This window comes from Streptomyces decoyicus (genome assembly GCF_019880305.1).
GTDB lineage: Bacteria > Actinomycetota > Actinomycetes > Streptomycetales > Streptomycetaceae > Streptomyces > Streptomyces decoyicus.
In genome coordinates, this window is the sequence record NZ_CP082301.1 from 6003515 (window position 1) to 6023781 (window position 20267).

Genomic DNA, 20267 nt, shown 5'->3' on the forward strand with positions numbered 1-20267 from the left:
TCCTTCCGATATCCCGTTGATGACCTGTGGCATCAGCGAAGAAAGCAGTAGGTCATGCACCTTCTCGACTCCGTCGACGCCGCGTCGAAGCGCAGCGACATCCCGGCCTTCCGCCCGGGTGACACCGTCAACGTCCACGTCCGCGTCATCGAGGGCAACCGCTCCCGTGTGCAGCAGTTCAAGGGCGTTGTCATCCGCCGTCAGGGCGCCGGCGTGCGCGAGACCTTCACGGTCCGCAAGGTCAGCTTCTCCGTCGGCGTCGAGCGCACCTTCCCGGTGCACACCCCGATCGTCGAGAAGATCGAGGTCGTGACCCGCGGTGACGTCCGTCGCGCCAAGCTGTACTTCCTGCGCGAGCTCCGCGGCAAGGCCGCGAAGATCAAGGAGAAGCGCGACAACTGAGCCGGGCCGTCCCGGCGCACGATTTTTTGCGCCGGGGCAACGCAAACCGACGCTCACGTACGGCGTCCGGATCCGGCCGGATAGGCTCAGGGCCCGATGGACACCGACGCACAGCTCACGGAGCGCGACCCCTCTCCCACCCCCGACCAGGGGCCGGAGCAGGGGTCGCGCTCCGCGCGTTTTCCCGCCCGTACGGTCGGGCTGCGCCATCGTCCCGCCACCCTGCTCGCACTCTGTCTGGCCTTCGTACTGCTGCTCAGCGCGTTCGTGGCGCAGCCCTTTCTGATCCCCAGTTCCTCCATGGAGAACACCCTGCAGATCGGGGACCGGGTGCTGGTCAACAAGCTGGCGTACCGTTTCGGCAGCGAGCCGGCACGGGGCGATGTGGTGGTGTTCGACGGTATGGGGTCCTTCGTTCACAGGGAGCAGGGGGAGAATCCCGTTACGGGACTGCTGCGCGGAGCCGGCGCGGCGCTGGGCCTGGCCCGGCCTGCCGAGACCGACTACGTCAAGCGCGTGATCGGCATCGGCGGTGACCGGGTGACCTGCTGCGACAAACGGGGGCGGATCGAAGTGAACGGTGAGCCCGTGAGTGAGGCGTATCTCCACCCCGGGGACACACCGTCCTCGGTGGATTTCGACATCGTGGTGCCGGAGGGCAAGTTGTGGGTCATGGGGGATCACCGCGCCAGATCCAGTGACTCCCGCGACCACCTCGGTGACCCCGGGGGCGGCACGGTCCCGGTGGACCGGGTCGTCGGCCGCGCGGACCTGATCACCTGGCCGGTGAGCCGCTGGCGCACCTTCGAGCGCCCCCGTTCCTTCGACCGGATACCCGCCGCGGCAGGCCCCCATGGGTAACCGCGGACGCCCCCGTCACGGAGGCCAGGGCACCGGTCGGTCCGGAAGGGGCGCCGACAGGTCCCAGCGGGGCCGCGGCGGCACGGGGCGGGGAACCGGCACCCCGTACAGCGGCAGCGACGCGTACGGCGACCCTCAGGAAACCGGTGGGAGCGACGGCTCCCGGGCGGGCGGGGCCGCGACCGGCAGACGGTCGGGACGGTCCGGGACCGGCGGCCGGGCCGAGCGGCGGCGCATGGCGCGGCGCATCAAACGCCGCAGGCAACGCTCCTACCTCAAGGAAATCCCCATCCTCGTCGGCGTGGCGCTGGCCATCGCCCTCGTCCTGAAGACGTTCCTCGTCCAGGCCTTCGTCATCCCGTCCGGCTCCATGGAGCAGACGATCAAGATCGGCGACCGGGTGCTCGTCGACAAGCTGACGCCGTGGTTCGGCTCCAAGCCGACGCGCGGCGATGTCGTCGTCTTCAAGGACCCCGGAGGCTGGCTCAAGGGCGAGCAGAACAAGCCCGCCGAAACCGGCGGCGCCTTCCAGCCGGTCAAGGACGCCATGACCTTCATCGGACTGCTGCCGTCGGCCGATGAACAAGACCTGATCAAGCGGGTCGTCGCGGTCGGCGGTGACACCGTCAAGTGCTGTGACAAGCAGGGCAAGGTCACCGTCAACGGAACCCCGCTGACCGAACCGTACGTCCATCCGGGCAACCCGCCGTCCACGCTGAAGTTCACGGTGAACGTCCCGACCGGACGGATCTTCGTGATGGGCGACCACCGTTCCGACTCCGCGGATTCGCGCTTCCACCTGGACGAGCCGTACCGTGGCACGGTCTCGGAGGACGGTGTCGTGGGCCGGGCCGTGGTGATCGGCTGGCCGTTCAGCCACTGGCGACGCCTGGAAGAGCCGGACACCTTTACGACCGTGCACGACGCGCCGGGCGCCAAGGCGTCGTCGGCAGGCGCGCCGCATAGGCTGTCCACCGAGAGTTTGACCGTACTCCCGACCCCTGCGGAACTCCCGCTCGTTATGGGAGTGGTGGGCCTGCACCGGTTGACGGGTGGGCGAGTGCGTGGAGTGAGGAGCAGATGTGGGGGACTTGGCGGTCGGCGCGCGGTCCGGAACCGGAGAGCCCGAAGAGCCGGCAGGGCGTGGTGAGACCTCGCGGCCGGCGACGAGTTCCGTGCATCAGTCACCGGCTCAGTCGCACTCAGGGCCGCAGGCGCAACGTTCTGCCCCGGCGGGTCCTTCGGACACGTCGGATGCGTTGGACACGTCAGCGGGCGACGAAGTGAGCGGCGGCATGAAAAAGGCCAAGAAGCCGCGTGCTTTCTGGAAAGAGCTGCCGATTCTCATCGGTATCGCGCTGGTCCTCGCGCTGCTGATCAAGACATTCCTGGTGCAGGCGTTCTCGATCCCGTCCGACTCGATGCAGGACACCCTGCAGCGCGGGGACCGGGTCCTGGTCGACAAGCTGACGCCGTGGTTCGGCTCCAAGCCGCAGCGCGGCGAGGTCGTCGTGTTCCACGACCCGGGCGGCTGGCTGAACGAGGCGCCGACCCCCGAGCCCAACCCCGTCCAGAAGGTCCTCAGCTTCATCGGCCTGATGCCCTCGGCCGAGGAGAAGGACCTGATCAAGCGGGTCATCGCGGTCGGCGGAGACACGGTCGAGTGCCACGGCACCGGTCCGGTCAAGGTCAACGGCAAGGCCCTCAAGGAGGACTCGTACGTCTTCCCCGGTGCGACCCCCTGCGGCGACCGGGCCTTCGGTCCGATCCACGTCCCCAAGGGCCGGATCTGGGTCATGGGCGACCACCGCGACGACTCCCTCGACTCCCGCTACCACCAGAACCTCAAGGGCAACGGCACGGTCTCGGAGGACGAGGTCGTCGGCCGGGCGTTCACCATCGCCTGGCCCATCAACCGCTGGGCGACCCTGCCGGTGCCGGACACCTTCGACCAGCCGGGAATCAACAAGGCCATGGCGGCGGCGCCGGCCGCTCTCGGCCTGGCCGGGGCGGTGCCGCTCGTACTGTGGCGTCGCCGGAGGCTGACCGGAACACGTAACCCCAGGTAAGGTGCCGTCCCGGATCTTCGACGCGGGCGCTGCCCGCGGGGTGGGAGCGCTGGGATGAGCAGCAGTACGGAACGCAGGACCGACGGCCGCGGCCGGACGACGGGCAGTGTGCTGTCCGGTCTGGCCGTCGCCGTCGGCTGCGTGCTGTTCCTGGGCGGCTTCGTGTGGGCGGCGCTGATCTACCGTCCCTATACGGTGCCGACCGATTCGATGTCGCCGACGATCGCGGTCGGGGCGCGGGTCCTGGCGGAGAGAGTGGACGGCTCCGAGATACGCCGCGGCGACATCGTCGTCTTCAAGGACTCCACCTGGGGCACCCTGCCGATGGTCAAGCGCGTCGTCGGCGTCGGTGGCGACAAGATCTCCTGCTGCACCAAGCAGGGCCGCCTGACCATCAACGGAAACCCGGTCGAGGAACCCTATCTTCAGGGCAGCGGCCCGGCCTCACCCGTTGGCTTCAAGGCCAAGGTCCCCACCGGCCAGCTCTTCCTGCTCGGCGACCACCGCAGCGACTCCCTCGACTCCCGCGTCCACCTCACCGACGGCGACCACGGCTCCGTGCCGCGCAGCGCCGTCGAGGCCCGGGTCGACGCCCGCGCCTGGCCGCTCGGCAGCGTCGGCGTGATGCAGCGCCCGGCCGCCTTCTCCGCTCTCCCCGGCGGCACCTCGCAGCCCGGCCCGGTCCGGCCCATCACCCTCGCAGTGGTCGCCGGTGCGGTCCTCATCCTCGCCGGCGCGGCCTACGGGCCCCTCGCCCGGCGCAAGGCGCGCAAGCGTGCCTGAGCGGCCGGGGCGGGGCGGCGAGGGGCCGGCCGCGGCGCATGGGGCAGCGGCCGGCGACGAACCGAAGACGGCCGTGGTGCGCCAGGTGTCCCGCATCGTGCTGCTCGACCCCGACGACCGGATCCTGCTGCTCCACGGCTTCGAACCGGACCGCCCCACCGAACGGTGGTGGTTCACCCCCGGCGGCGGTCTGGAAGAAACGGAGACCCGTGAAGAGGCGGCCCGCCGCGAGCTCGCCGAGGAGACCGGCATCTCCGACGTCGTCCTCGGCCCCGTCCTGTGGAAGCGCCGCTGCGCCTTCCCGTTCGACGGGCGGCGCTGGGAGCAGGATGAGTGGTATTACCTGGGAAGGACCGACCGGACTGCCACCGATACCGGTGGGCAGACTGACCTGGAGCGACGCAGCGTTTCGGGACTGAGGTGGTGGACTTCGGAGGAACTGTCCGCATCGCATGAGACGGTGTATCCAACCAGACTCGCCGAGCTGCTGCGCACGCTGCTCGACGAAGGGCCCCCCGAGGCGCCAGTGCTCCTGGAGACCGAGCGGGTCTGACGCACAATGGGGGGACGCACGGCTGAAGGGGATCTGCCATGAGCGCCGAGGACCTCGAGAAGTACGAGACCGAGATGGAGCTGAAGCTCTACCGGGAGTACCGCGACGTCGTCGGACTGTTCAAATATGTGATCGAGACCGAACGACGCTTCTACCTCACCAATGATTACGAGATGCAGGTGCACTCGGTTCAGGGAGAGGTGTTCTTCGAGGTGTCGATGGCCGACGCCTGGGTCTGGGACATGTACCGCCCGGCCCGATTCGTCAAGCAGGTGCGCGTCCTCACGTTCAAGGACGTGAATATCGAAGAGCTCAACAAGAGCGATCTGGATCTTCCGGGGAGCTGAGGCGACCGGAGTCGGCGGAGTGGCCCGGCCCTCGGCCTGCTCTCCGCCACCCGGACGGGTGAGCAGGTTATCCACAACCGCCTCACTGTCCACCAAGATCCAATAGATCTGGGCGGGAGCGTCACAGTCGGTGCCGGAGGTGGTACCGCATGAACGCCATGCAGGCCGGCCGCAGGGCCGGAGACGATGCACAGACCGCGGGCCGGGCGCGGCAGACGCGCTCAGGAGCGCCGCCCACGGGGCGTAAGCCACCCACGGACGGGCGGGCGGCCGTCAAACCGGAAGCCGCCGGGCCACCGGCCGTCAGGCGGCCACCCGCCGGGCCACTAGCTGTCAAGCAGCCACCCGCCGGGCCACCGGCCGTCAAGCAGGCACCCGCCGGGTCACCCGCCGCTGCCCCGACGGTCGCCAGTCCACCAGGCACCGACCCGGCAGCAGCCAAACCGGCCGACACCCGGCGACGCGCACTCGGACGCTACGGCGAGGACCTGGCCGCCCGGCGGCTCATCGAGGCCGGGATGCGGATCCTGGACCGCAACTGGCGCTGCCGCGACGGAGAGATCGACATCGTCGCGGCCGACGGCGACGCCCTCGTGGTCTGCGAGGTCAAGACCCGCCGCGCCGGCTGGTACGAACACCCCATGGCGGCCGTCCGCCCCGAGAAGACCGCCCGGCTGCGGCTGCTGGCGGAACGCTGGCTGGAGCGGCACGGCGGCCCGCCACCCGGCGGCGTACGGATCGATGTGATCGGCGTCCTGCTGCCGGCCCGCGGCGCCCCGGTCGTCCAGCACGCGCGGGGGGTGGCCTGATGGGATTCGCCCGGACCTGCTCCGTCGCCCTGGTCGGCGTCGAAGGCGTCGTCGTCGAGGTCCAGGCCGACCTGGAACCCGGCGTCGCAGCGTTCACCCTCGTCGGGCTGCCCGACAAGAGCCTCATCGAGTCCCGCGAGCGGGTGCGGGCCGCGGTCGTGAACTCCGGCGCCGAATGGCCGCAGAAAAAGCTCACCGTCGGCCTCAGCCCGGCCTCCGTGCCCAAAGGCGGCAGCGGCTTCGACCTGGCCGTGGCCTGCGCGGTCCTCGGCGCCGCCGAGCGACTGGACCCCCGTGAACTCACCGACCTGATGATGATCGGCGAACTCGGCCTGGACGGCCGCGTCCGCCCCGTACGCGGAGTGCTGCCCGCCGTACTGGCCGCCGCCGACGCCGGGTACCGCCAGGTCGTCGTCCCGGAACAGACCGCCACCGAAGCCTCGCTGGTCCCCGGCATCTCCGTTCTCGGCGTCCGCAGCCTGCGCCAGCTCATCGCCGTCCTCGCCGACGAACCGGTGCCCGACGAGGAAGATTCCCGCGAAGAAGGACGCCCTGACCCGCTGCTCGCCGGGCTGGTCGTGCCCGGCACCAGCGCCGGTGCGGGCCTGCCGCCCGGGGACCACACCCCCGACCTCGCGGACGTCGCAGGCCAGCACAGCGCCCGCCGCGCCCTGGAAGTGGCCGCCGCCGGACGCCACCACATCTTCTTCAAAGGCCCGCCCGGCGCAGGCAAGACCATGCTCGCCGAACGCCTCCCCGGGCTGCTGCCGCCGTTGTCCCCCAAGGAATCCCTGGAGGTCACCGCCGTCCACTCGGTGGCCGGCACCCTCCCGCCGGGGCAGCCGCTCGTCCACCGGCCGCCCTACTGCGCCCCGCACCATTCCGCGACGATGGCTTCCCTCGTCGGCGGTGGCACCGGACTGCCCCGCCCCGGAGCCGTATCCCTCGCCCACCACGGCGTGCTGTTCGTGGACGAGGCCGCCGAATGCAGCCCCCGCGTCCTGGACGCACTGCGCCAGCCACTGGAGTCCGGTCATGTGGTCGTCGCCCGTGCCGCGGGCATGATGCGCCTGCCGGCCCGCTTCCTCCTCGCCCTCGCCGCCAACCCCTGTCCCTGCGGGCGGCACGGCACCACCAGCGGCGACTGCGAATGCCGGCCGTCCTCCATCCGCCGCTACCGCGCCCGGCTCTCCGGGCCCCTGATGGACCGGGTGGACCTCCGGATCGCCGTGGAACCCGTCGTCCGCTCCGAACTCATCGCCCTCGGCCGCGGCGCCGAATCCACCGCGGCCGTGGCCGAACGCGTACTCGCCGCCCGCGAACGCGCCGCGGCCCGCCTCGCCGGCACACCGTGGCAGACCAACAGCGAGGTACCCGGCCACGAACTGCGCACCCGCTGGCAGGTCCACCCCGGCGCACTGGCCCCGGCCGAACGTGACCTCGAATGCGGCCTTCTCACGGCCCGCGGATTCGACCGAGTCCTCCGCGTCGCCTGGACCGCCGCCGACCTGTCCGGCCGCGACCGCCCCACCAGCGAAGACGTCAATTGGGCCCTGGAACTCCGCACAGGCGTCCGCCGCGGCGCTCTGACGACGGCGGGCGGCAGCGGAAGCAAGCGCAAGACCGCGACGACCGCCGCCTCGCCGCATGGGCAGGTGTGAGCGGTGACCAGGATCGACGCATGGGGCTTCGCCACAGGGACACCGGCCACGGCCCCGGATGACCACGGCCGTGGGCCGGAGACAGCCGAGCCTGACCATGCCACGCACACGACGGCCGGGACACGCCCCGCAAAGCCGACGGCAGCCGGCCGACGGTCCGCTCACCGCGAGCGCGAGGAAGACGAACCGCAGCGCACCGCCCGCGCCGCCCTCACCCGGATCCTCGAACCAGGCGATGAAACCGCCGGACGCTGGCTACGCGAGAGGGGCCCGGTGGCTCTGTGGCACGCCCTGTCCGACGACACCGCGGACCCACCCGCCGGCGCCACCCCGGCCAAGATCGCCGGCCTGCGGCTCCGTGCCGGCCGGGCCCGCCCCACCGCGGACCTCGACGCCATCACGGCACTCGGCGGCAGGTTCCTCTGCCCCGGGGACGACGAATGGCCCCGCCAGCTCGACGACCTCGGCGACGCCCGCCCCGTCGGCCTGTGGGTGCGCGGGACGGGCAACCTCAGACTGTGGGCGCTGCGCTCCGTCGCCGTCGTCGGCGCCCGGGCCTGCACCGAATACGGCGCGCATCTCGCCACCACCCTCGGCGCCGGACTCGCCGACCGCGGCTGGACCGTCGTCTCGGGAGCCGCGTACGGCGTCGACGGCGCAGCACATCGCGGTGCACTGGCCGCGGACGGCGCGACCGTCGCCGTCATGGCCTCCGGAGTCGACTACGCCTACCCTCGCGGTCACAGCGAGTTGATCGACCGGATCGCCGAACAGGGCTTGGTGGTCGCCGAGTTACCACCCGGCGACCACCCCACCCGCAGCCGCTTCATCCAACGCAACCGCGTCATCGCCGCACTCACCAGAGGCACCGTCGTCGTGGAGGCCGAGCTTCGCAGCGGCTCACTGGTCACCGCCCGGCGAGCGCTGGCCCTCGGGCGCTTCACGATGGGCATGCCGGGCCCGGTCACCAGCGGACTGTCCGCCGGTGTGCACCAACTCCTGCGCGGCGAGGCCGCGGTGGTCACCGACGCCGACGAGGTCATCGAACTCGTCGGCAGCATCGGCGACCTCGCCCCTGAGAGGGCAGGGCAGACCCGCATCCGCGACCTCCTGGACCCCGTTACGAGCCGCGTACTGGAGGCGCTGCCCGCGCGCGGCAGCACGGACACCGCCCATCTGGCGCAGGAGGCCGGCACGCCCCGCGACGTCACCCAGAGCAAACTCTTCGAGCTGCTGTCCCTCGGATTCGTTCAAAGGTGCGGTGAGCGCTGGGAGTTGGCGCGACGCGCCGAGACGACCGACGGTTCCCGGCGAGGCGGTCCTTGACCTGGGGCGAACGGGTGAAAGGGTGAGGGGAATGACCGCAGAATCCAGGTTTGCCGTGCTTCGGGGCGCGGGTCCGATCCGTGGGGAGATGGCGATGGGGCGCAGGGGATGCACGAGGTCCCGCCCGCCGCGTCACCGTGTCCGTCCGCACGGCCCGCCGGACGCCCGCACCCGGCTCCCTGTCCGGGTGTCGCCACACCGTACGAGGTAACCCTGAGGTGCGGGCAGCGGAACGTATCTGCGCACGCCCGAACCTGCCGTCCTCGCGCACCGCGACGCTTCGGTCACGCTACGCTCACAGGCAAATTCCACCCTCATACATCCATCCACCCGCGTCTCGGCAGAACGGCTCAAGGCGACGAATGCCCCAGCACACCTCCGGGTCTGACCGTGCGGCTGTACCACCGGCCGCGCGCGGCAGCGTGCGCCCCGCCCCGCCCACCTCGCTCGACGAGTTGTGGCGCTCCTACAAGGCGTCGGGCGACGGGCGGTTGCGGGAACAGCTGATCCTGCACTACTCGCCGCTGGTCAAGTACGTCGCCGGCCGCGTCAGCGTCGGCCTGCCCCCCAACGTCGAACAGGCCGACTTCGTCTCCTCCGGAGTCTTCGGACTGATCGATGCCATCGAGAAGTTCGAGCCCGAACGCTCCATCAAGTTCGAGACGTACGCCATCACCCGCATCCGCGGCGCAATGATCGACGAGCTGCGTGCGCTGGACTGGATTCCGCGCTCCGTACGGCAGAAGGCCCGAGCCGTCGAACGGGCCTACGCCACCCTCGAAGCCCAGCTGCGCCGCACCCCGTCCGAGGGCGAGGTCGCCGAGGAGATGGGCATCGCGCTGGAGGAACTCCACGGTGTCTTCAGCCAGCTGTCCCTGGCGAACGTGGTGGCTCTGGAAGAGCTGCTGCACGTCGGCGGTGAGGGGGAACGGCTGAGCCTGATGGACACCCTCGAGGACACGGCCGCCGAGAACCCCGTCGAGATCGCCGAGGACCGTGAGCTGCGGAGGCTGCTCGCGCGCGCCATCAACACCCTCCCCGAACGGGAGAAGACCGTGGTCACCCTCTACTACTACGAAGGCCTCACGCTTGCCGAGATCGGCAACGTCCTCGGTGTCACGGAGAGCAGGGTCAGTCAGATCCACACCAAGTCCGTACTCCAGCTCAGAGCGAAGCTCGCCGACGTCGGACGCTGAGTCACGTTGCGGACGCCGGAGCTTCCCGTACGCCGTGTTGCCGGGCGGAGTGCCACGACGGGCGCGCCATCCGTAGAGTGGTGACGTGCCCAGGATTCGAGCGGCCTCCGTGGCCGAGCACCGGACGATGCAGCGCGGCGCCCTCTTGGACGCCGCCCGCACCCTGCTGTCCGAAGGCGGAACGGAAGCACTGACCTTCCCCGCCCTCGCCGAGCGCACGGGTCTCGCGCGCTCCTCCGTATATGAGTACTTCCGCTCGCGCGCCGCCGTTGTCGAAGAGCTGTGTGCCGTCGACTTCCCGGTCTGGGCCGCAGAGGTGGAAGCGGCGATGGAGAGGATCGACACGCCCGAGGGGAAGGTCGAGGCGTATGTGCGCCGGCAACTCGCTCTGGTGGGCGACCGGCGCCACCGTGCCGTCGTCGCCATCTCGGCCGGTGAGCTGGACGCCGGTGCACGCGAGAAGATCCGCGCGGCGCACGGCGGACTGATCGCCATGATCGTCGAGGCGCTCGCCGCCCTCGGCCATGCACAGCCCCGACTCGCGGCCATGCTCCTCCAGGGAGTCGTCGACGCCGCGGTCCGCCGCATCGAACTCGGCGCCGCGGAAGACCCGGACGAGATCACGGAGGCGGCGGTCGCGATGGTCCTCCGCGGCGTCCGCGGCTGACGGGGGGCCTCCCCCTCCCCCTCCCCCACCCGCCCCCACCTCCACCACCCGCAACACTCGTTGCCCCCGCAGCCCGCAGCCCGCAGCCCGCAGCCCGCAGCCCGCAGCCCGCAGCCCGCAGCCCGCAGCCCGCAGCCCGCAGCCCGCAGCCCGCAGCCCGCAGCCCGCAGCCCGCAGCCTTGGGCGGCCGATGGCGTGGTGACGTGGTGCGCCTTGCTGCGGGCAGGGCTGCCTTTGACGTTCGGCCGGCGCCGTGTGCGGTTCGCGACCGCCGGCCCTGGCTCACCTCCCGGCGATCATGGTCGTCTCGTGATTACCCACCGCCCCATCGGGGGCCGCGCTACTCTCCACCACCCCACTTCGCATCCCTCCGCTTCCTGGCGCCCTCCTCGCTCCCCATCGCACGAGCCCGATGGAGCCGGCCGAGTGCCCAGGTCGCCGCGGCCGCGAGGCCGGCTGCTGCTATGAGGGCAGCTCCTGTCGGCGTTGGCATTTGCTCCTGAGCTGCTGGTTCTGTGGGTACTGCTGAGTCCGGTGGTTCGGCTGGTCCCGGATGCCAGGGGGGCACCGTGCGGCCGCCTCCCGGTACGGGAACCCCGAAGACCGGCAGGAGTCGCGAGGGGCCGCCGTGGAGCATGCTGCGGGGCAGCAGAGACAGCGGGTCCAGGTAGGTCTTGCCGCGGCGCAGGCCCCAGTGGAGGCATGGCGCCCGGCAGTGGAACGGGCCGCGTTGCAGAACGGCGACCGGTTGGCCTGCCGTGACGCGCTGACCCTTCCGGGCTGTGGGGCGTACGGGTTCGTAGGTGGTGCGTAAGGGGGGACGGCCCGAGTGGGACACCTCGATCGTCAGGACGCCACGGCCCGCGACGGTCCCGGCGTACGCAATCCGGCCAGGTGCCGCGGCCCGCACCACCGCGCCGGCCGGTGCGGCCAGGTCCACGCCGCGGTGGCCGGCCGCCCACGGCGAAGGAGGTGGCTCCCAGCCGCGTACCACCGTGGGCCCGAGGCCTGCGGTTCCCCCCACGGGCCAGGCTCTGTCCCCATCCGGTGGGTCGGCACCCGGTGGGTCGGCACCCGGTGGGTCTGCACCTGGTGGGTCTGCACCCGGTGGGTCGGCGGCCGGCTGGTCGGCGCGTGCCGCAACCCTGGGGCGTGTCATCGCTCCGGGAGGTGTCACGGTTCTGGGTCGCGTCTCCGCTTCGGGACGCGTCACTGCCCTGGCACCTCTCACCGCTCTGGGACGCGTGACCGCCTCGCCACGTGTCGCCTCCCCGGCACGTGCGGGCATCTCCTCAGGGCGTCCTGCCGCCTTGCCACGCCCCGCACCCGCCATCCGATCCGCCACCCGTTCCACCCGGCGCTCCGCCCCCGCGGCCAGGGGCAGCGTGTCGGCAGCGGTCGCGGGCGCGGGGGACAGAAGGGTGAGCACCGCGGCCACGGCCGGGGCCAGCCGCGCACATGCCACGCGGGCCGGGAAGAAGCAGCTCGGGCCGTACCCGGCCGGCTCGCCGCGGGGTGCCGGTGGCGAGGGTGCCGGTGGCCGGAAACGTGGACGGAAGCGCGACCGGGGAGGCGGAACCGGAGAGGCAGTCGAAGGAGGGGGAGCCGAAGGAGAGGGAGCCAAGGGAGGGGGAGGGTACGGGAGGAGGTCCGGCCGGTGCCGCGGCCGGCGGTGGGCCGCTCCCGGCCGCCCGCCGCCGGTGGCCGGGCCCGGGGAGCCCCCGGTAAAGCCGCTGCGTAAGCCCACGTGGAAGCCGCCGACGGCGCGGGCGGCCCTGCTCGAGCCGGAAGCTTGTCGAGTGCTTCGCCGAGTGCTTCGCCGAGTGCTTCGTTGGGTGCTTCGTCGGGTGTCCCGTTCCGCATTCTGCTGGGTGTGGTGTCGCATGTTCCGACGGTGACGCAGTCCGCCGCGGCCGGGGGATCTTGGTCTGAAGCTGTGGATCAGGGGGCGGTTGTGGACAACGGTGTCACCCGCAGGGGGCTCGAAATGGTGTGTGTCGCCCGGTGCGTCGGCAGTCCCGTACACTTCTGATGGCGATCCGGGTCACCGGGTCGACTTCGCACGCCCCGCCGTCAGTGCACCAGTCCCCTTCGGGCAGCACGACGGCCGCGCTCCTCGGTCCTCGGACGGCTCCGCAAGGTGTCTTCCCCGGCAGGCGCGTCGGGGCGTCAGGCACCGCGGCCGGCCGGCCGCAGTGAAACCGAGTACAACAAGGAGTACGGCCATGGCCGTCGTCACGATGCGGGAGCTGCTGGAGAGCGGCGTCCACTTCGGGCACCAGACCCGCCGCTGGAACCCGAAGATGAAGCGCTTCATCTTCACCGAGCGCAACGGCATCTACATCATCGACCTGCTCCAGTCGCTGTCGTACATCGACCGCGCCTACGAGTTCGTCAAGGAGACCGTCGCCCACGGCGGCTCGGTCATGTTCGTCGGCACGAAGAAGCAGGCCCAGGAGGCCATTGCCGAGCAGGCGACCCGCGTGGGCATGCCCTACGTGAACCAGCGCTGGCTCGGCGGCATGCTGACCAACTTCTCGACCGTCTACAAGCGCCTGCAGCGCCTGAAGGAGCTCGAGCAGATCGACTTCGAGGATGTGGCCGCCTCCGGCCTCACCAAGAAGGAGCTCCTGGTTCTCTCCCGCGAGAAGGCCAAGCTGGAGAAGACCCTCGGCGGTATCCGCGAGATGCAGAAGGTGCCCAGCGCCGTCTGGATCGTGGACACCAAGAAGGAGCACATTGCCGTCGGTGAGGCGCGCAAGCTCAACATCCCGGTCGTCGCGATCCTCGACACCAACTGCGACCCGGACGAGGTCGACTACAAGATCCCGGGCAACGACGACGCGATCCGCTCCGTCACCCTGCTCACCCGCGTGATCGCCGACGCCGTCGCCGAGGGCCTCATCGCCCGTTCCGGCGCCGCCACCGGCGACCAGAAGCCCGGCGAGAAGGCTGCTGCCGCCGAGCCGCTGGCCGAGTGGGAGCGCGACCTGCTCGAGGGCGAGAAGAAGGCTGACGACGAGGCCCCCAAGGCCGAGGAGAAGCCCGCTGAGGAGGCCGCCCCGGCCGCCGAGGCTCCCGCCGCCGAGGCCGAGAAGCCGGCCGCGGACGCCGAGCAGGCCTGACCCGCAGCATCCGGCTGATGACGGCGGGGGAGGGCGCCACAAGCGCCGCCCCCGCCGTCCACCCGTAGATCTTTCGACTTCGAGATTTCGAGAAGAGATTCACAGACCATGGCGAACTACACCGCCGCTGACGTCAAGAAGCTCCGCGAGCTCACCGGCGCCGGCATGATGGACTGCAAGAAGGCCCTGGACGAGGCCGAGGGCAACGTCGACAAGGCCGTCGAGGCGCTGCGTATCAAGGGCCAGAAGGGCGTCGCCAAGCGCGAGGGCCGCTCCGCCGAGAACGGCGCCGTGGTCTCCCTGGTCGCCGACGACAACGCCTCCGGTGTCATCGTCGAGCTGAAGTGCGAGACGGACTTCGTCGCCAAGGGTGAGAAGTTCCAGGCCGTCGCCAACGAGATCGCCGCGCACATCGCGAAGACCTCTCCGGCCGACATCGAGGCCCTGCTCGCCTCCGAGATCGCGGCCGGCAAGACCGTCCAGGCGTTCGTCGACGAGGCCAACGCCACGCTCGGCGAGAAGATCGTCCTGGACCGCTTCGCGCAGTTCTCCGACGGCTTCGTGTCGGTCTACATGCACCGCACCATGCCCGACCTGCCGCCGCAGATCGGTGTCCTTGTCGAGCTCGACAAGGAGAACGCCGAGGTCGCCAAGGGCGTCGCGCAGCACATCGCCGCCTTCGCCCCGAAGTACCTCTCCAAGGACGACGTCCCGGCCGAGGTCGTCGAGGCCGAGCGCCGCGTCGCCGAGGAGACCACGCGTGCGGAGGGCAAGCCCGAGGCTGCCCTGCCGAAGATCGTCGAGGGTCGCCTCAACGGCTTCTTCAAGGACGCGACGCTGCTCGGTCAGCCGTACGCGCTCGACAACAAGAAGTCCGTCGAGAAGGTCCTCCAGGAGGCCGGTGTCACCCTGAAGCGCTTCGCGCGCATCAAGGTCGGCATCTGAGCCTGTCGCGAAGGCAGCGAATGACCTGCGACCCCGCTAGGGTCGTACGCAGTCGGCCGCTCAACGGCCGGCCGCAGATGTGACGAGGAGGCCATTGCCGCACAGGGATCTGAACCAGACCCACGGCAATGGCCTTCTTCGTATGTGCACGAGGAGAGCTCAATGATTCACGGTGCCGACGGCGCGCACACAGACCATCCCGGCCACGGCGGCAGGCGACGCTTCCTGCTGAAGCTGTCGGGCGAAGCGTTCGCCGGCGGCGGCGGACTGGGCGTCGACCCCGATGTCGTGCACGCGATGGCCCGCGAGATCGCCGCCGTGGTGCGCGAGGGCTACGAGATCGCCATCGTGATCGGCGGCGGAAACTTCTTCCGCGGCGCCGAACTCCAGCAGCGCGGCATGGACCGGGCCCGTTCCGACTACATGGGCATGCTCGGCACGGTCATGAACTGTCTGGCTCTCCAGGACTTCCTGGAGAAGGAGGGCATCGACTCCCGCGTCCAGACGGCGATCACCATGGGACAGGTCGCGGAGCCGTACATTCCGCTGCGTGCGGTGCGCCATCTGGAGAAGGGCCGGGTCGTCATCTTCGGCGCCGGCATGGGCATGCCCTACTTCTCCACCGACACCACCGCCGCCCAGCGCGCCCTGGAGATCGACGCCGAGGCCATGCTGATGGGCAAGAACGGGGTGGACGGGGTCTACGACTCCGACCCCAAGAAGAACCCGGACGCGGTGAAGTTCGACGCCCTCGAATACGGCGAGGTCATCACCCGGGACCTGAAGATCGCCGACGCCACCGCCATCACGCTGTGCCGGGACAACAAGCTCCCGATCCTCGTGTTCGAACTGCTCGCCGAGGGCAACATCGCGCGCGCGGTGAAGGGTGAGAAGATCGGCACGCTCGTCAGCGATCAGGGCACCCGGGCCTGACGGCCCCAACTGCCGTGATTCCGTCCGGGCATCGGCCTGTACGGGCGGCAGCTTCCCTACCGGGGAAGACCCCGGTACGGGGATGGACAACGGCCTGCCGGTCGGACACCGTGCAGGAGAAGACGCGCGGCAGGGGCGAGGCTCTGCTTCTTACCGAAAAGACCAGGAGCAAGTGGTGATCGAAGAGATCCTCCTCGAGGCCGAGGAGAAGATGGAGAAGGCCGTCGTGGTCGCCAAGGAGGACTTCGCCGCGATCCGCACCGGGCGTGCGCACCCGGCGATGTTCAACAAGATCGTGGCGGACTACTACGGTGCGATGACGCCGATCAACCAGCTGGCGTCGTTCTCGGTTCCCGAACCGCGGATGGCCGTGGTGACCCCGTTCGACAAGAGCGCGCTGCGCAACATCGAGCAGGCCATCCGTGACTCCGACCTCGGCGTCAACCCGAGCAACGACGGCAATATCATCCGGGTGACGTTCCCCGAGCTGACCGAGGAGCGCCGCAAGGAGTTCATCAAGGTCGCGAAGAACAAGGGCGAGGACGCGAAGATCTCGATCCGCAGCGTGCGCCGCAAGGCCAAGGAGACCCTCGACAAGCTCGTCAAGGACAAGGAAACCGGCGAGGACGAGGTGCGTCGCGCCGAGAAGGAGCTCGACGACACCACCGCGAAGTACGTCGCGCAGGTGGACGAGCTGCTCAAGCACAAGGAATCCGAGCTCCTCGAGGTCTGATGAACGAGTCTTCCTGGGGGGCCGCCCCGCCCGGCGCCGGTCAATGGGTACCGCCCGATCACGGACCGGCCTCCTCGCTTCGCGGGGCGGCGCCCCCCGCCCCGGCGGGTCCCGTGCACGACTGGGGCGACGCGGCGCAGCCTCGGCCCATGCCCTTCGTGCCCGGGCCAGGCGGACACCAGGACGACGGCCGGGAACATCGGGATATCCGGGATAACCGGGACCACCTGGACGACCGGGGGGCTGCTCGACTGAGCGGCCCCCTGTTCCGCGACGAAAAGCCGCAGGAGCCCATGCCCACCTCTCTTTCCGGGTCCGACAGCTCGCCGGACTCAGAGAAGCCGAAGAAGAAGAGCGCGGGCCGCAACCTGCGCGCCGCGATAGGGGTCGGCATCGGCCTCGGCGCGATCATCGTTGCGTCGCTCTTCGTCTACAAGCCTGTCTTCATCGGCGTGATAGCGATCGCCGTTGTCGTGGGCCTGTGGGAGCTGACCTCGCGGCTGGCGGAGCGCAAGGACATCAAGGTGCCGCTGGTGCCGCTCGCGGTCGGTGGCACCGCCATGGTGGTCGCCGGCTACGTCCGCGGTGCCGAGGGCGCCTGGGTGGCGATGGCGCTGACCGCGCTGGCCGTCCTGGTCTGGCGGATGACCGAGGCGCCGGAGAACTATCTGCGCGATGTCACCACCGGTGTCTTCGCGGCGTTCTACGTGCCCTTCCTCGCGACGTTCGTGGCGCTGATGCTCGCTGCCGAGCCCGACGGGCCGCAGCGGGTGCTGACCTTCCTGCTGTTGACCGTCGTCAGCGACACCGGTGCGTACGCGGTCGGCTGGCGGTTCGGCAAGCACAAGCTCGCGCCGCGCATCAGCCCCGGCAAGACCCGTGAGGGACTCGTCGGCGCGGTGCTCTTCGCGATGGTGGCCGGCGCGCTGTGCATGCAGTTCCTGATCGCGCACGGCGCCTGGTGGCAGGGCCTGCTGGTCGGCCTCGCGGTCGCCGCCAGCGCCACTCTCGGCGACCTCGGCGAGTCCATGATCAAGCGTGATCTCGGCATCAAGGACATGGGGACCCTGCTCCCCGGTCACGGCGGCATCATGGACCGCCTCGACTCCCTGCTGCCGACCGCCCCGGTCGTCTGGCTGCTGTTCGTGATCTTTGTGGGATCCGGCTGATCCCAGGGTTTCGCAGGTGAGGGCAGGGGAGCGGGTTTTGTCCCGCCGACTGCTGCCGCACGTATGACGGGCCTCCCGAGGCCCGTGAGGGGTCTGCCGCACCACGTGGCAGGCCCCTCTTCGCGCGGCTGCCGCACTGGACGGACTGTGCCTGCACCCGGAGAAGTCGGTCTCTGAGGGGGACATGAGGCCCCTACCAGCGGGTTTGCTGCTGGTAGGGGCTTTCGTGTGGGCCGTGGGCCGTGACTGGGCCGTCAGCGCTGCCGGTACGGCCAGCAGCTACTTCAAGGTTGAGGCCACAGCGGACGGGCGAAGGGCAGTGGACGGGAGGTGCTTGGGCCACGACGGCCAGGGCCTTCCCTCCCGGGTAGGCAGCCGCCTGGATGGTGTGAGCACTGCTCGTGGGCCGTCGCCCATGTGCCGCTCCGTGCAGAAAAGCTGCCGCTGAACGCCGGGGTCGTCGGCTTCTGCCGCCTGAGTTCCGGAGCGCGGGCGTTTACGGCGTCGGCGTATGGCTCGTCCTTGGCCGATGGCGAGGGCACGTCAGCTGAGGCAGCTGCGGCAGCTGCGGCATCCGAGGAGGAGGGCGACGCAGACTTCGGGCCTCCAGCGGATCCTTCAGGATCGATCGCGTGGTCGGGCAGGACGCGAGGGGCAGCGGCTGTGGAGCGGCTCCTGCCGCGAGGGGGCTTGGCGCAGCGGGCGTGCTTCGCCGGGCAGCCCGCCATCGTGGCTGAGCATGCGGCTGCCCCGAACGTCGCGAGGGTCTCAGAGCTTGGACAGTTTGCTGTACGGGCTCAGGATCCGTGCCTGGAGCGAACCGAAGTCGACAAGTACGGCGATCTCATCCTCGATAGAGATCACCCGGCCGAGGCCGTGCTCATCGTGTGTGACCCGGTCGCCTAGCGCGAACTCCTTGGGAGGGCGCGTGACCGGGGGCTTGAAGGGGCTGGACGGCAGATGGCGCCGGGCTACGGCAGGCTTTGTCATTATCAGCAGTATGCGCCTGGTGAGCGGGCTGCCCCTAACACGCCGGCTAACGCAACCAAGCCGAGATCTCCGCCGGCGGCCACTGCTCACCGGGTTTCCCCGTCCACCGGCCCCGCGAGGCTGCGGACGCACCACCACCCCGGCGGTTCGGGTCGCTTCACCCGCCGCCGTTCCGGTAGCCGCCGTCCCTTGGGCATCGCAGGCTTCCGTCCGCCCCTGTCAGGTCTCATGGAGCGACCGCAGTTGACCGCCAAGGCCGAGGCGGAGCCGATAGCCCGGCCGTCCGTTGGCCGTCTGTGGGCCGTGCGAGGAGACCGCCATGGACATAAGGGTCAGCGGGTGACTTCCCCCTCGCAGCTCCGGCCTGTGCCCCCGTAAACGATCTGCCACACTGGACGGACCATGCCTGCACCCGGAGAACTCACTTTCGTTGCGCCGCGCGGGGCCAAGAAGCCCCCGCGGCACCTTGCCGACCTCAGCCCCGTCGAGCGTCGCGAAGCGGTGGCCGCGATCGGGGAGAAGCCGTTTCGCGCCAAGCAGCTGTCGCAGCACTACTTCGCCCGTTATGCGCACGACCCGGCGCAGTGGACCGACATTCCCGCGGCGGCGCGCGAGAAGCTGGCGAGCGAGCTGCTGCCGGACCTGATGAAGGTCATGCGGCACATCTCGTGTGACGACGACACCACGCGCAAGACCCTGTGGAAGCTGCACGACGGCACGCTCGTCGAGTCCGTGCTGATGCGCTACCCGGACCGGGTCACCATGTGCATCTCCTCGCAGGCCGGGTGCGGAATGAACTGTCCGTTCTGCGCGACGGGGCAGGCGGGACTGGACCGGAACCTGTCGACCGCCGAGATCGTGCACCAGATCGTCGACGGGATGCGGGCACTGCGCGACGGCGAGGTGCCGGGCGGGCCCGCGCGGCTGTCCAACATCGTCTTCATGGGGATGGGCGAGCCGCTCGCCAACTACAAGCGGGTGGTCGGGGCGATCCGCCGGCTGACCGACCCGGAGCCCGATGGGCTGGGGTTGTCCCAGCGGGGGATCACCGTCTCCACGGTCGGGCTGGTCCCGGCGATGCTGCGGTTCGCCGACGAAGGGTTCAAGTGCCGGCTGGCGGTGTCGCTGCATGCGCCCGACGACGAGCTGCGCGACACCCTGGTGCCCGTCAACACGCGCTGGAAGGTGCGTGAGGTGCTGGACGCGGCGTGGGAGTACGCGGAGAAGTCCGGGCGGCGGATTTCGATCGAGTACGCGCTGATCCGCGACATCAACGACCAGGCGTGGCGCGGTGACCTGCTGGGCCGGCTGCTGAAGGGGAAGCGGGTCCATGTGAATCTGATTCCGCTGAACCCGACGCCCGGCTCGAAGTGGACCGCCTCGCGGCCCGAGGATGAGAAGGCGTTCGTCCAGGCCATCGAGGCGCACGGGGTTCCGGTGACCGTTCGTGACACCCGCGGCCAGGAGATCGACGGCGCCTGCGGACAGCTCGCAGCCTCGGAGCGCTGACCGCCCGCTGGTACCGTGTGATCGAACAAATGCACATTCCGACAGGGGAGCGCCACAGCGCTGAGAGTGCGGAAGCGTCGTAGTCCTACGGTGCCCGCAGACCCTTGAACCTCGCCCGGGTCATTCCGGGTAGGAAGTTCGGTCGTCACTCATGCTGTTGCGCCCCGCCCGGATCCGCCTCCGTACGTC

At 70.2% G+C, this 20267-nt stretch carries 19 protein-coding genes and 1 pseudogene; 18 read left to right on the forward strand and 2 right to left on the reverse strand.

What is annotated here, in order from left to right; all coding sequences use genetic code 11:
- Positions 1-54: 54 nt before the first annotated feature.
- The 12 genes and pseudogenes from rplS to K7C20_RS26640 all read left to right on the forward strand — a co-directional run bounded on the left by rplS (position 55) and on the right by K7C20_RS26640 (position 10674).
- Positions 55-402, forward strand: coding sequence for a 50S ribosomal protein L19 (gene rplS, locus K7C20_RS26585; RefSeq protein WP_018087148.1), 348 nt, complete (start codon positions 55-57; stop codon positions 400-402).
- 96 nt (positions 403-498) lie between these two features.
- Complete coding sequence (gene lepB / locus K7C20_RS26590) at positions 499-1263, forward strand: signal peptidase I (RefSeq protein WP_030080376.1); 765 nt, start codon at positions 499-501, stop codon at positions 1261-1263.
- Entirely contained in the window at positions 1256-2413 is a 1158-nt protein-coding gene (lepB, locus tag K7C20_RS26595) for a signal peptidase I (RefSeq protein WP_053209342.1), read from the forward strand. The genes lepB (K7C20_RS26590) and lepB (K7C20_RS26595) overlap by 8 nt, the downstream gene beginning before the upstream one ends.
- The gene (gene lepB / locus K7C20_RS26600) at positions 2355-3332 is read left to right on the forward strand and encodes a signal peptidase I (protein WP_078953229.1); all 978 of its coding nucleotides are present in this window, start codon (positions 2355-2357) and stop codon (positions 3330-3332) included. Before lepB (K7C20_RS26595) ends, lepB (K7C20_RS26600) begins: the two co-directional genes overlap by 59 nt.
- A 54-nt stretch (positions 3333-3386) precedes the next feature.
- A complete protein-coding gene (lepB, locus tag K7C20_RS26605; protein WP_030080370.1) occupies positions 3387-4115 on the forward strand; it encodes a signal peptidase I in 729 nt (242 codons plus the stop codon).
- A complete protein-coding gene (locus tag K7C20_RS26610) occupies positions 4108-4668 on the forward strand; it encodes an NUDIX hydrolase (RefSeq protein WP_409351323.1) in 561 nt (186 codons plus the stop codon). The genes lepB (K7C20_RS26605) and K7C20_RS26610 overlap by 8 nt, the downstream gene beginning before the upstream one ends.
- 38 nt (positions 4669-4706) lie before the next feature.
- Positions 4707-5015: a DUF2469 domain-containing protein gene (locus tag K7C20_RS26615; protein ID WP_003980220.1), complete on the forward strand. Its 309-nt coding sequence runs from the start codon at positions 4707-4709 to the stop codon at positions 5013-5015.
- Between the two features lie 458 nt (positions 5016-5473).
- Positions 5474-5824 (forward strand): annotated as a pseudogene (locus K7C20_RS38435) (YraN family protein); the annotation flags it as partial.
- Positions 5824-7485, forward strand: coding sequence for a YifB family Mg chelatase-like AAA ATPase (locus K7C20_RS26625; protein ID WP_048829317.1), 1662 nt, complete (start codon positions 5824-5826; stop codon positions 7483-7485). The pseudogene K7C20_RS38435 and the gene K7C20_RS26625, both read left to right, overlap by 1 nt.
- 3 nt (positions 7486-7488) lie before the next feature.
- Positions 7489-8811 carry a DNA-processing protein DprA gene (gene dprA, locus K7C20_RS26630; protein WP_078953228.1) on the forward strand — a complete coding sequence of 441 codons (1323 nt, stop codon included), beginning with the start codon at positions 7489-7491 and terminating at the stop codon, positions 8809-8811.
- Between the two features lie 362 nt (positions 8812-9173).
- Complete coding sequence (whiG, locus tag K7C20_RS26635; RefSeq protein WP_030080362.1) at positions 9174-10007, forward strand: RNA polymerase sigma factor WhiG; 834 nt, start codon at positions 9174-9176, stop codon at positions 10005-10007.
- Between the two features lie 127 nt (positions 10008-10134).
- Positions 10135-10674: a TetR/AcrR family transcriptional regulator gene (locus K7C20_RS26640; protein WP_048829318.1), complete on the forward strand. Its 540-nt coding sequence runs from the start codon at positions 10135-10137 to the stop codon at positions 10672-10674.
- A 340-nt stretch (positions 10675-11014) separates the two neighbouring features.
- Here K7C20_RS26640 and K7C20_RS39505 read toward each other — a convergent pair whose 3' ends face one another.
- Positions 11015-12559, reverse strand: a complete 1545-nt coding sequence (locus K7C20_RS39505) for a murein hydrolase activator EnvC family protein (RefSeq protein ID WP_409351324.1) — start codon at positions 12557-12559, stop codon at positions 11015-11017.
- Positions 12560-12899: 340 nt separating this feature from the next.
- Here K7C20_RS39505 and rpsB point away from each other — a divergent pair, with 340 nt between their 5' ends.
- From rpsB to K7C20_RS26670, 5 genes are all read left to right on the forward strand, one after another.
- Positions 12900-13799, forward strand: a complete 900-nt coding sequence (gene rpsB / locus K7C20_RS26650; protein WP_018087132.1) for a 30S ribosomal protein S2 — start codon at positions 12900-12902, stop codon at positions 13797-13799.
- Between the two features lie 108 nt (positions 13800-13907).
- Positions 13908-14744: a translation elongation factor Ts gene (gene tsf, locus K7C20_RS26655; protein ID WP_030087493.1), complete on the forward strand. Its 837-nt coding sequence runs from the start codon at positions 13908-13910 to the stop codon at positions 14742-14744.
- Between the two features lie 162 nt (positions 14745-14906).
- Complete coding sequence (gene pyrH, locus K7C20_RS26660) at positions 14907-15677, forward strand: UMP kinase (protein WP_030087491.1); 771 nt, start codon at positions 14907-14909, stop codon at positions 15675-15677.
- A gap of 175 nt (positions 15678-15852) precedes the next feature.
- Positions 15853-16410, forward strand: coding sequence for a ribosome recycling factor (gene frr / locus K7C20_RS26665; RefSeq protein ID WP_030087489.1), 558 nt, complete (start codon positions 15853-15855; stop codon positions 16408-16410).
- Positions 16410-17579 (forward strand): phosphatidate cytidylyltransferase, encoded by a 1170-nt coding sequence (locus K7C20_RS26670; RefSeq protein WP_030087487.1) that lies wholly within the window; start codon positions 16410-16412, stop codon positions 17577-17579. The genes frr and K7C20_RS26670 overlap by 1 nt, the downstream gene beginning before the upstream one ends.
- Before the next feature lie 768 nt (positions 17580-18347).
- On the opposite strand, the gene K7C20_RS26675 is transcribed toward K7C20_RS26670, so the two are convergent.
- Positions 18348-18569, reverse strand: coding sequence for a hypothetical protein (locus tag K7C20_RS26675; RefSeq protein WP_030087485.1), 222 nt, complete (start codon positions 18567-18569; stop codon positions 18348-18350).
- A 402-nt stretch (positions 18570-18971) separates the two neighbouring features.
- Here K7C20_RS26675 and rlmN point away from each other — a divergent pair, with 402 nt between their 5' ends.
- The gene (gene rlmN / locus K7C20_RS26680; RefSeq protein WP_030087483.1) at positions 18972-20078 is read left to right on the forward strand and encodes a 23S rRNA (adenine(2503)-C(2))-methyltransferase RlmN; all 1107 of its coding nucleotides are present in this window, start codon (positions 18972-18974) and stop codon (positions 20076-20078) included.
- The last annotated feature ends 189 nt before the right edge of the window (positions 20079-20267 follow it).

Excerpts from the sequence above, each read along its gene's own strand:
- K7C20_RS26675 (WP_030087485.1), bottom strand. The coding sequence starts at position 18,569 with ATGACAAAGCCTGCCGTAGCCCGGCGCCATCTGCCGTCCAGCCCCTTC.
- rplS (WP_018087148.1), top strand. The coding sequence starts at position 55 with ATGCACCTTCTCGACTCCGTCGACGCCGCGTCGAAGCGCAGCGACATC.
- K7C20_RS26625 (WP_048829317.1), top strand. The coding sequence starts at position 5,824 with ATGGGATTCGCCCGGACCTGCTCCGTCGCCCTGGTCGGCGTCGAAGGC.
- lepB (WP_053209342.1), top strand. The coding sequence starts at position 1,256 with ATGGGTAACCGCGGACGCCCCCGTCACGGAGGCCAGGGCACCGGTCGG.
- lepB (WP_030080370.1), top strand. The coding sequence starts at position 3,387 with ATGAGCAGCAGTACGGAACGCAGGACCGACGGCCGCGGCCGGACGACG.
- K7C20_RS39505 (WP_409351324.1), bottom strand. The coding sequence starts at position 12,559 with ATGCGACACCACACCCAGCAGAATGCGGAACGGGACACCCGACGAAGC.
- lepB (WP_030080376.1), top strand. The coding sequence starts at position 499 with ATGGACACCGACGCACAGCTCACGGAGCGCGACCCCTCTCCCACCCCC.
- rlmN (WP_030087483.1), top strand. The coding sequence starts at position 18,972 with ATGCCTGCACCCGGAGAACTCACTTTCGTTGCGCCGCGCGGGGCCAAG.
- pyrH (WP_030087491.1), top strand. The coding sequence starts at position 14,907 with ATGATTCACGGTGCCGACGGCGCGCACACAGACCATCCCGGCCACGGC.
- rpsB (WP_018087132.1), top strand. The coding sequence starts at position 12,900 with ATGGCCGTCGTCACGATGCGGGAGCTGCTGGAGAGCGGCGTCCACTTC.
- K7C20_RS26640 (WP_048829318.1), top strand. The coding sequence starts at position 10,135 with ATGCAGCGCGGCGCCCTCTTGGACGCCGCCCGCACCCTGCTGTCCGAA.
- K7C20_RS26670 (WP_030087487.1), top strand. The coding sequence starts at position 16,410 with ATGAACGAGTCTTCCTGGGGGGCCGCCCCGCCCGGCGCCGGTCAATGG.
- tsf (WP_030087493.1), top strand. The coding sequence starts at position 13,908 with ATGGCGAACTACACCGCCGCTGACGTCAAGAAGCTCCGCGAGCTCACC.
- K7C20_RS26615 (WP_003980220.1), top strand. The coding sequence starts at position 4,707 with ATGAGCGCCGAGGACCTCGAGAAGTACGAGACCGAGATGGAGCTGAAG.
- whiG (WP_030080362.1), top strand. The coding sequence starts at position 9,174 with ATGCCCCAGCACACCTCCGGGTCTGACCGTGCGGCTGTACCACCGGCC.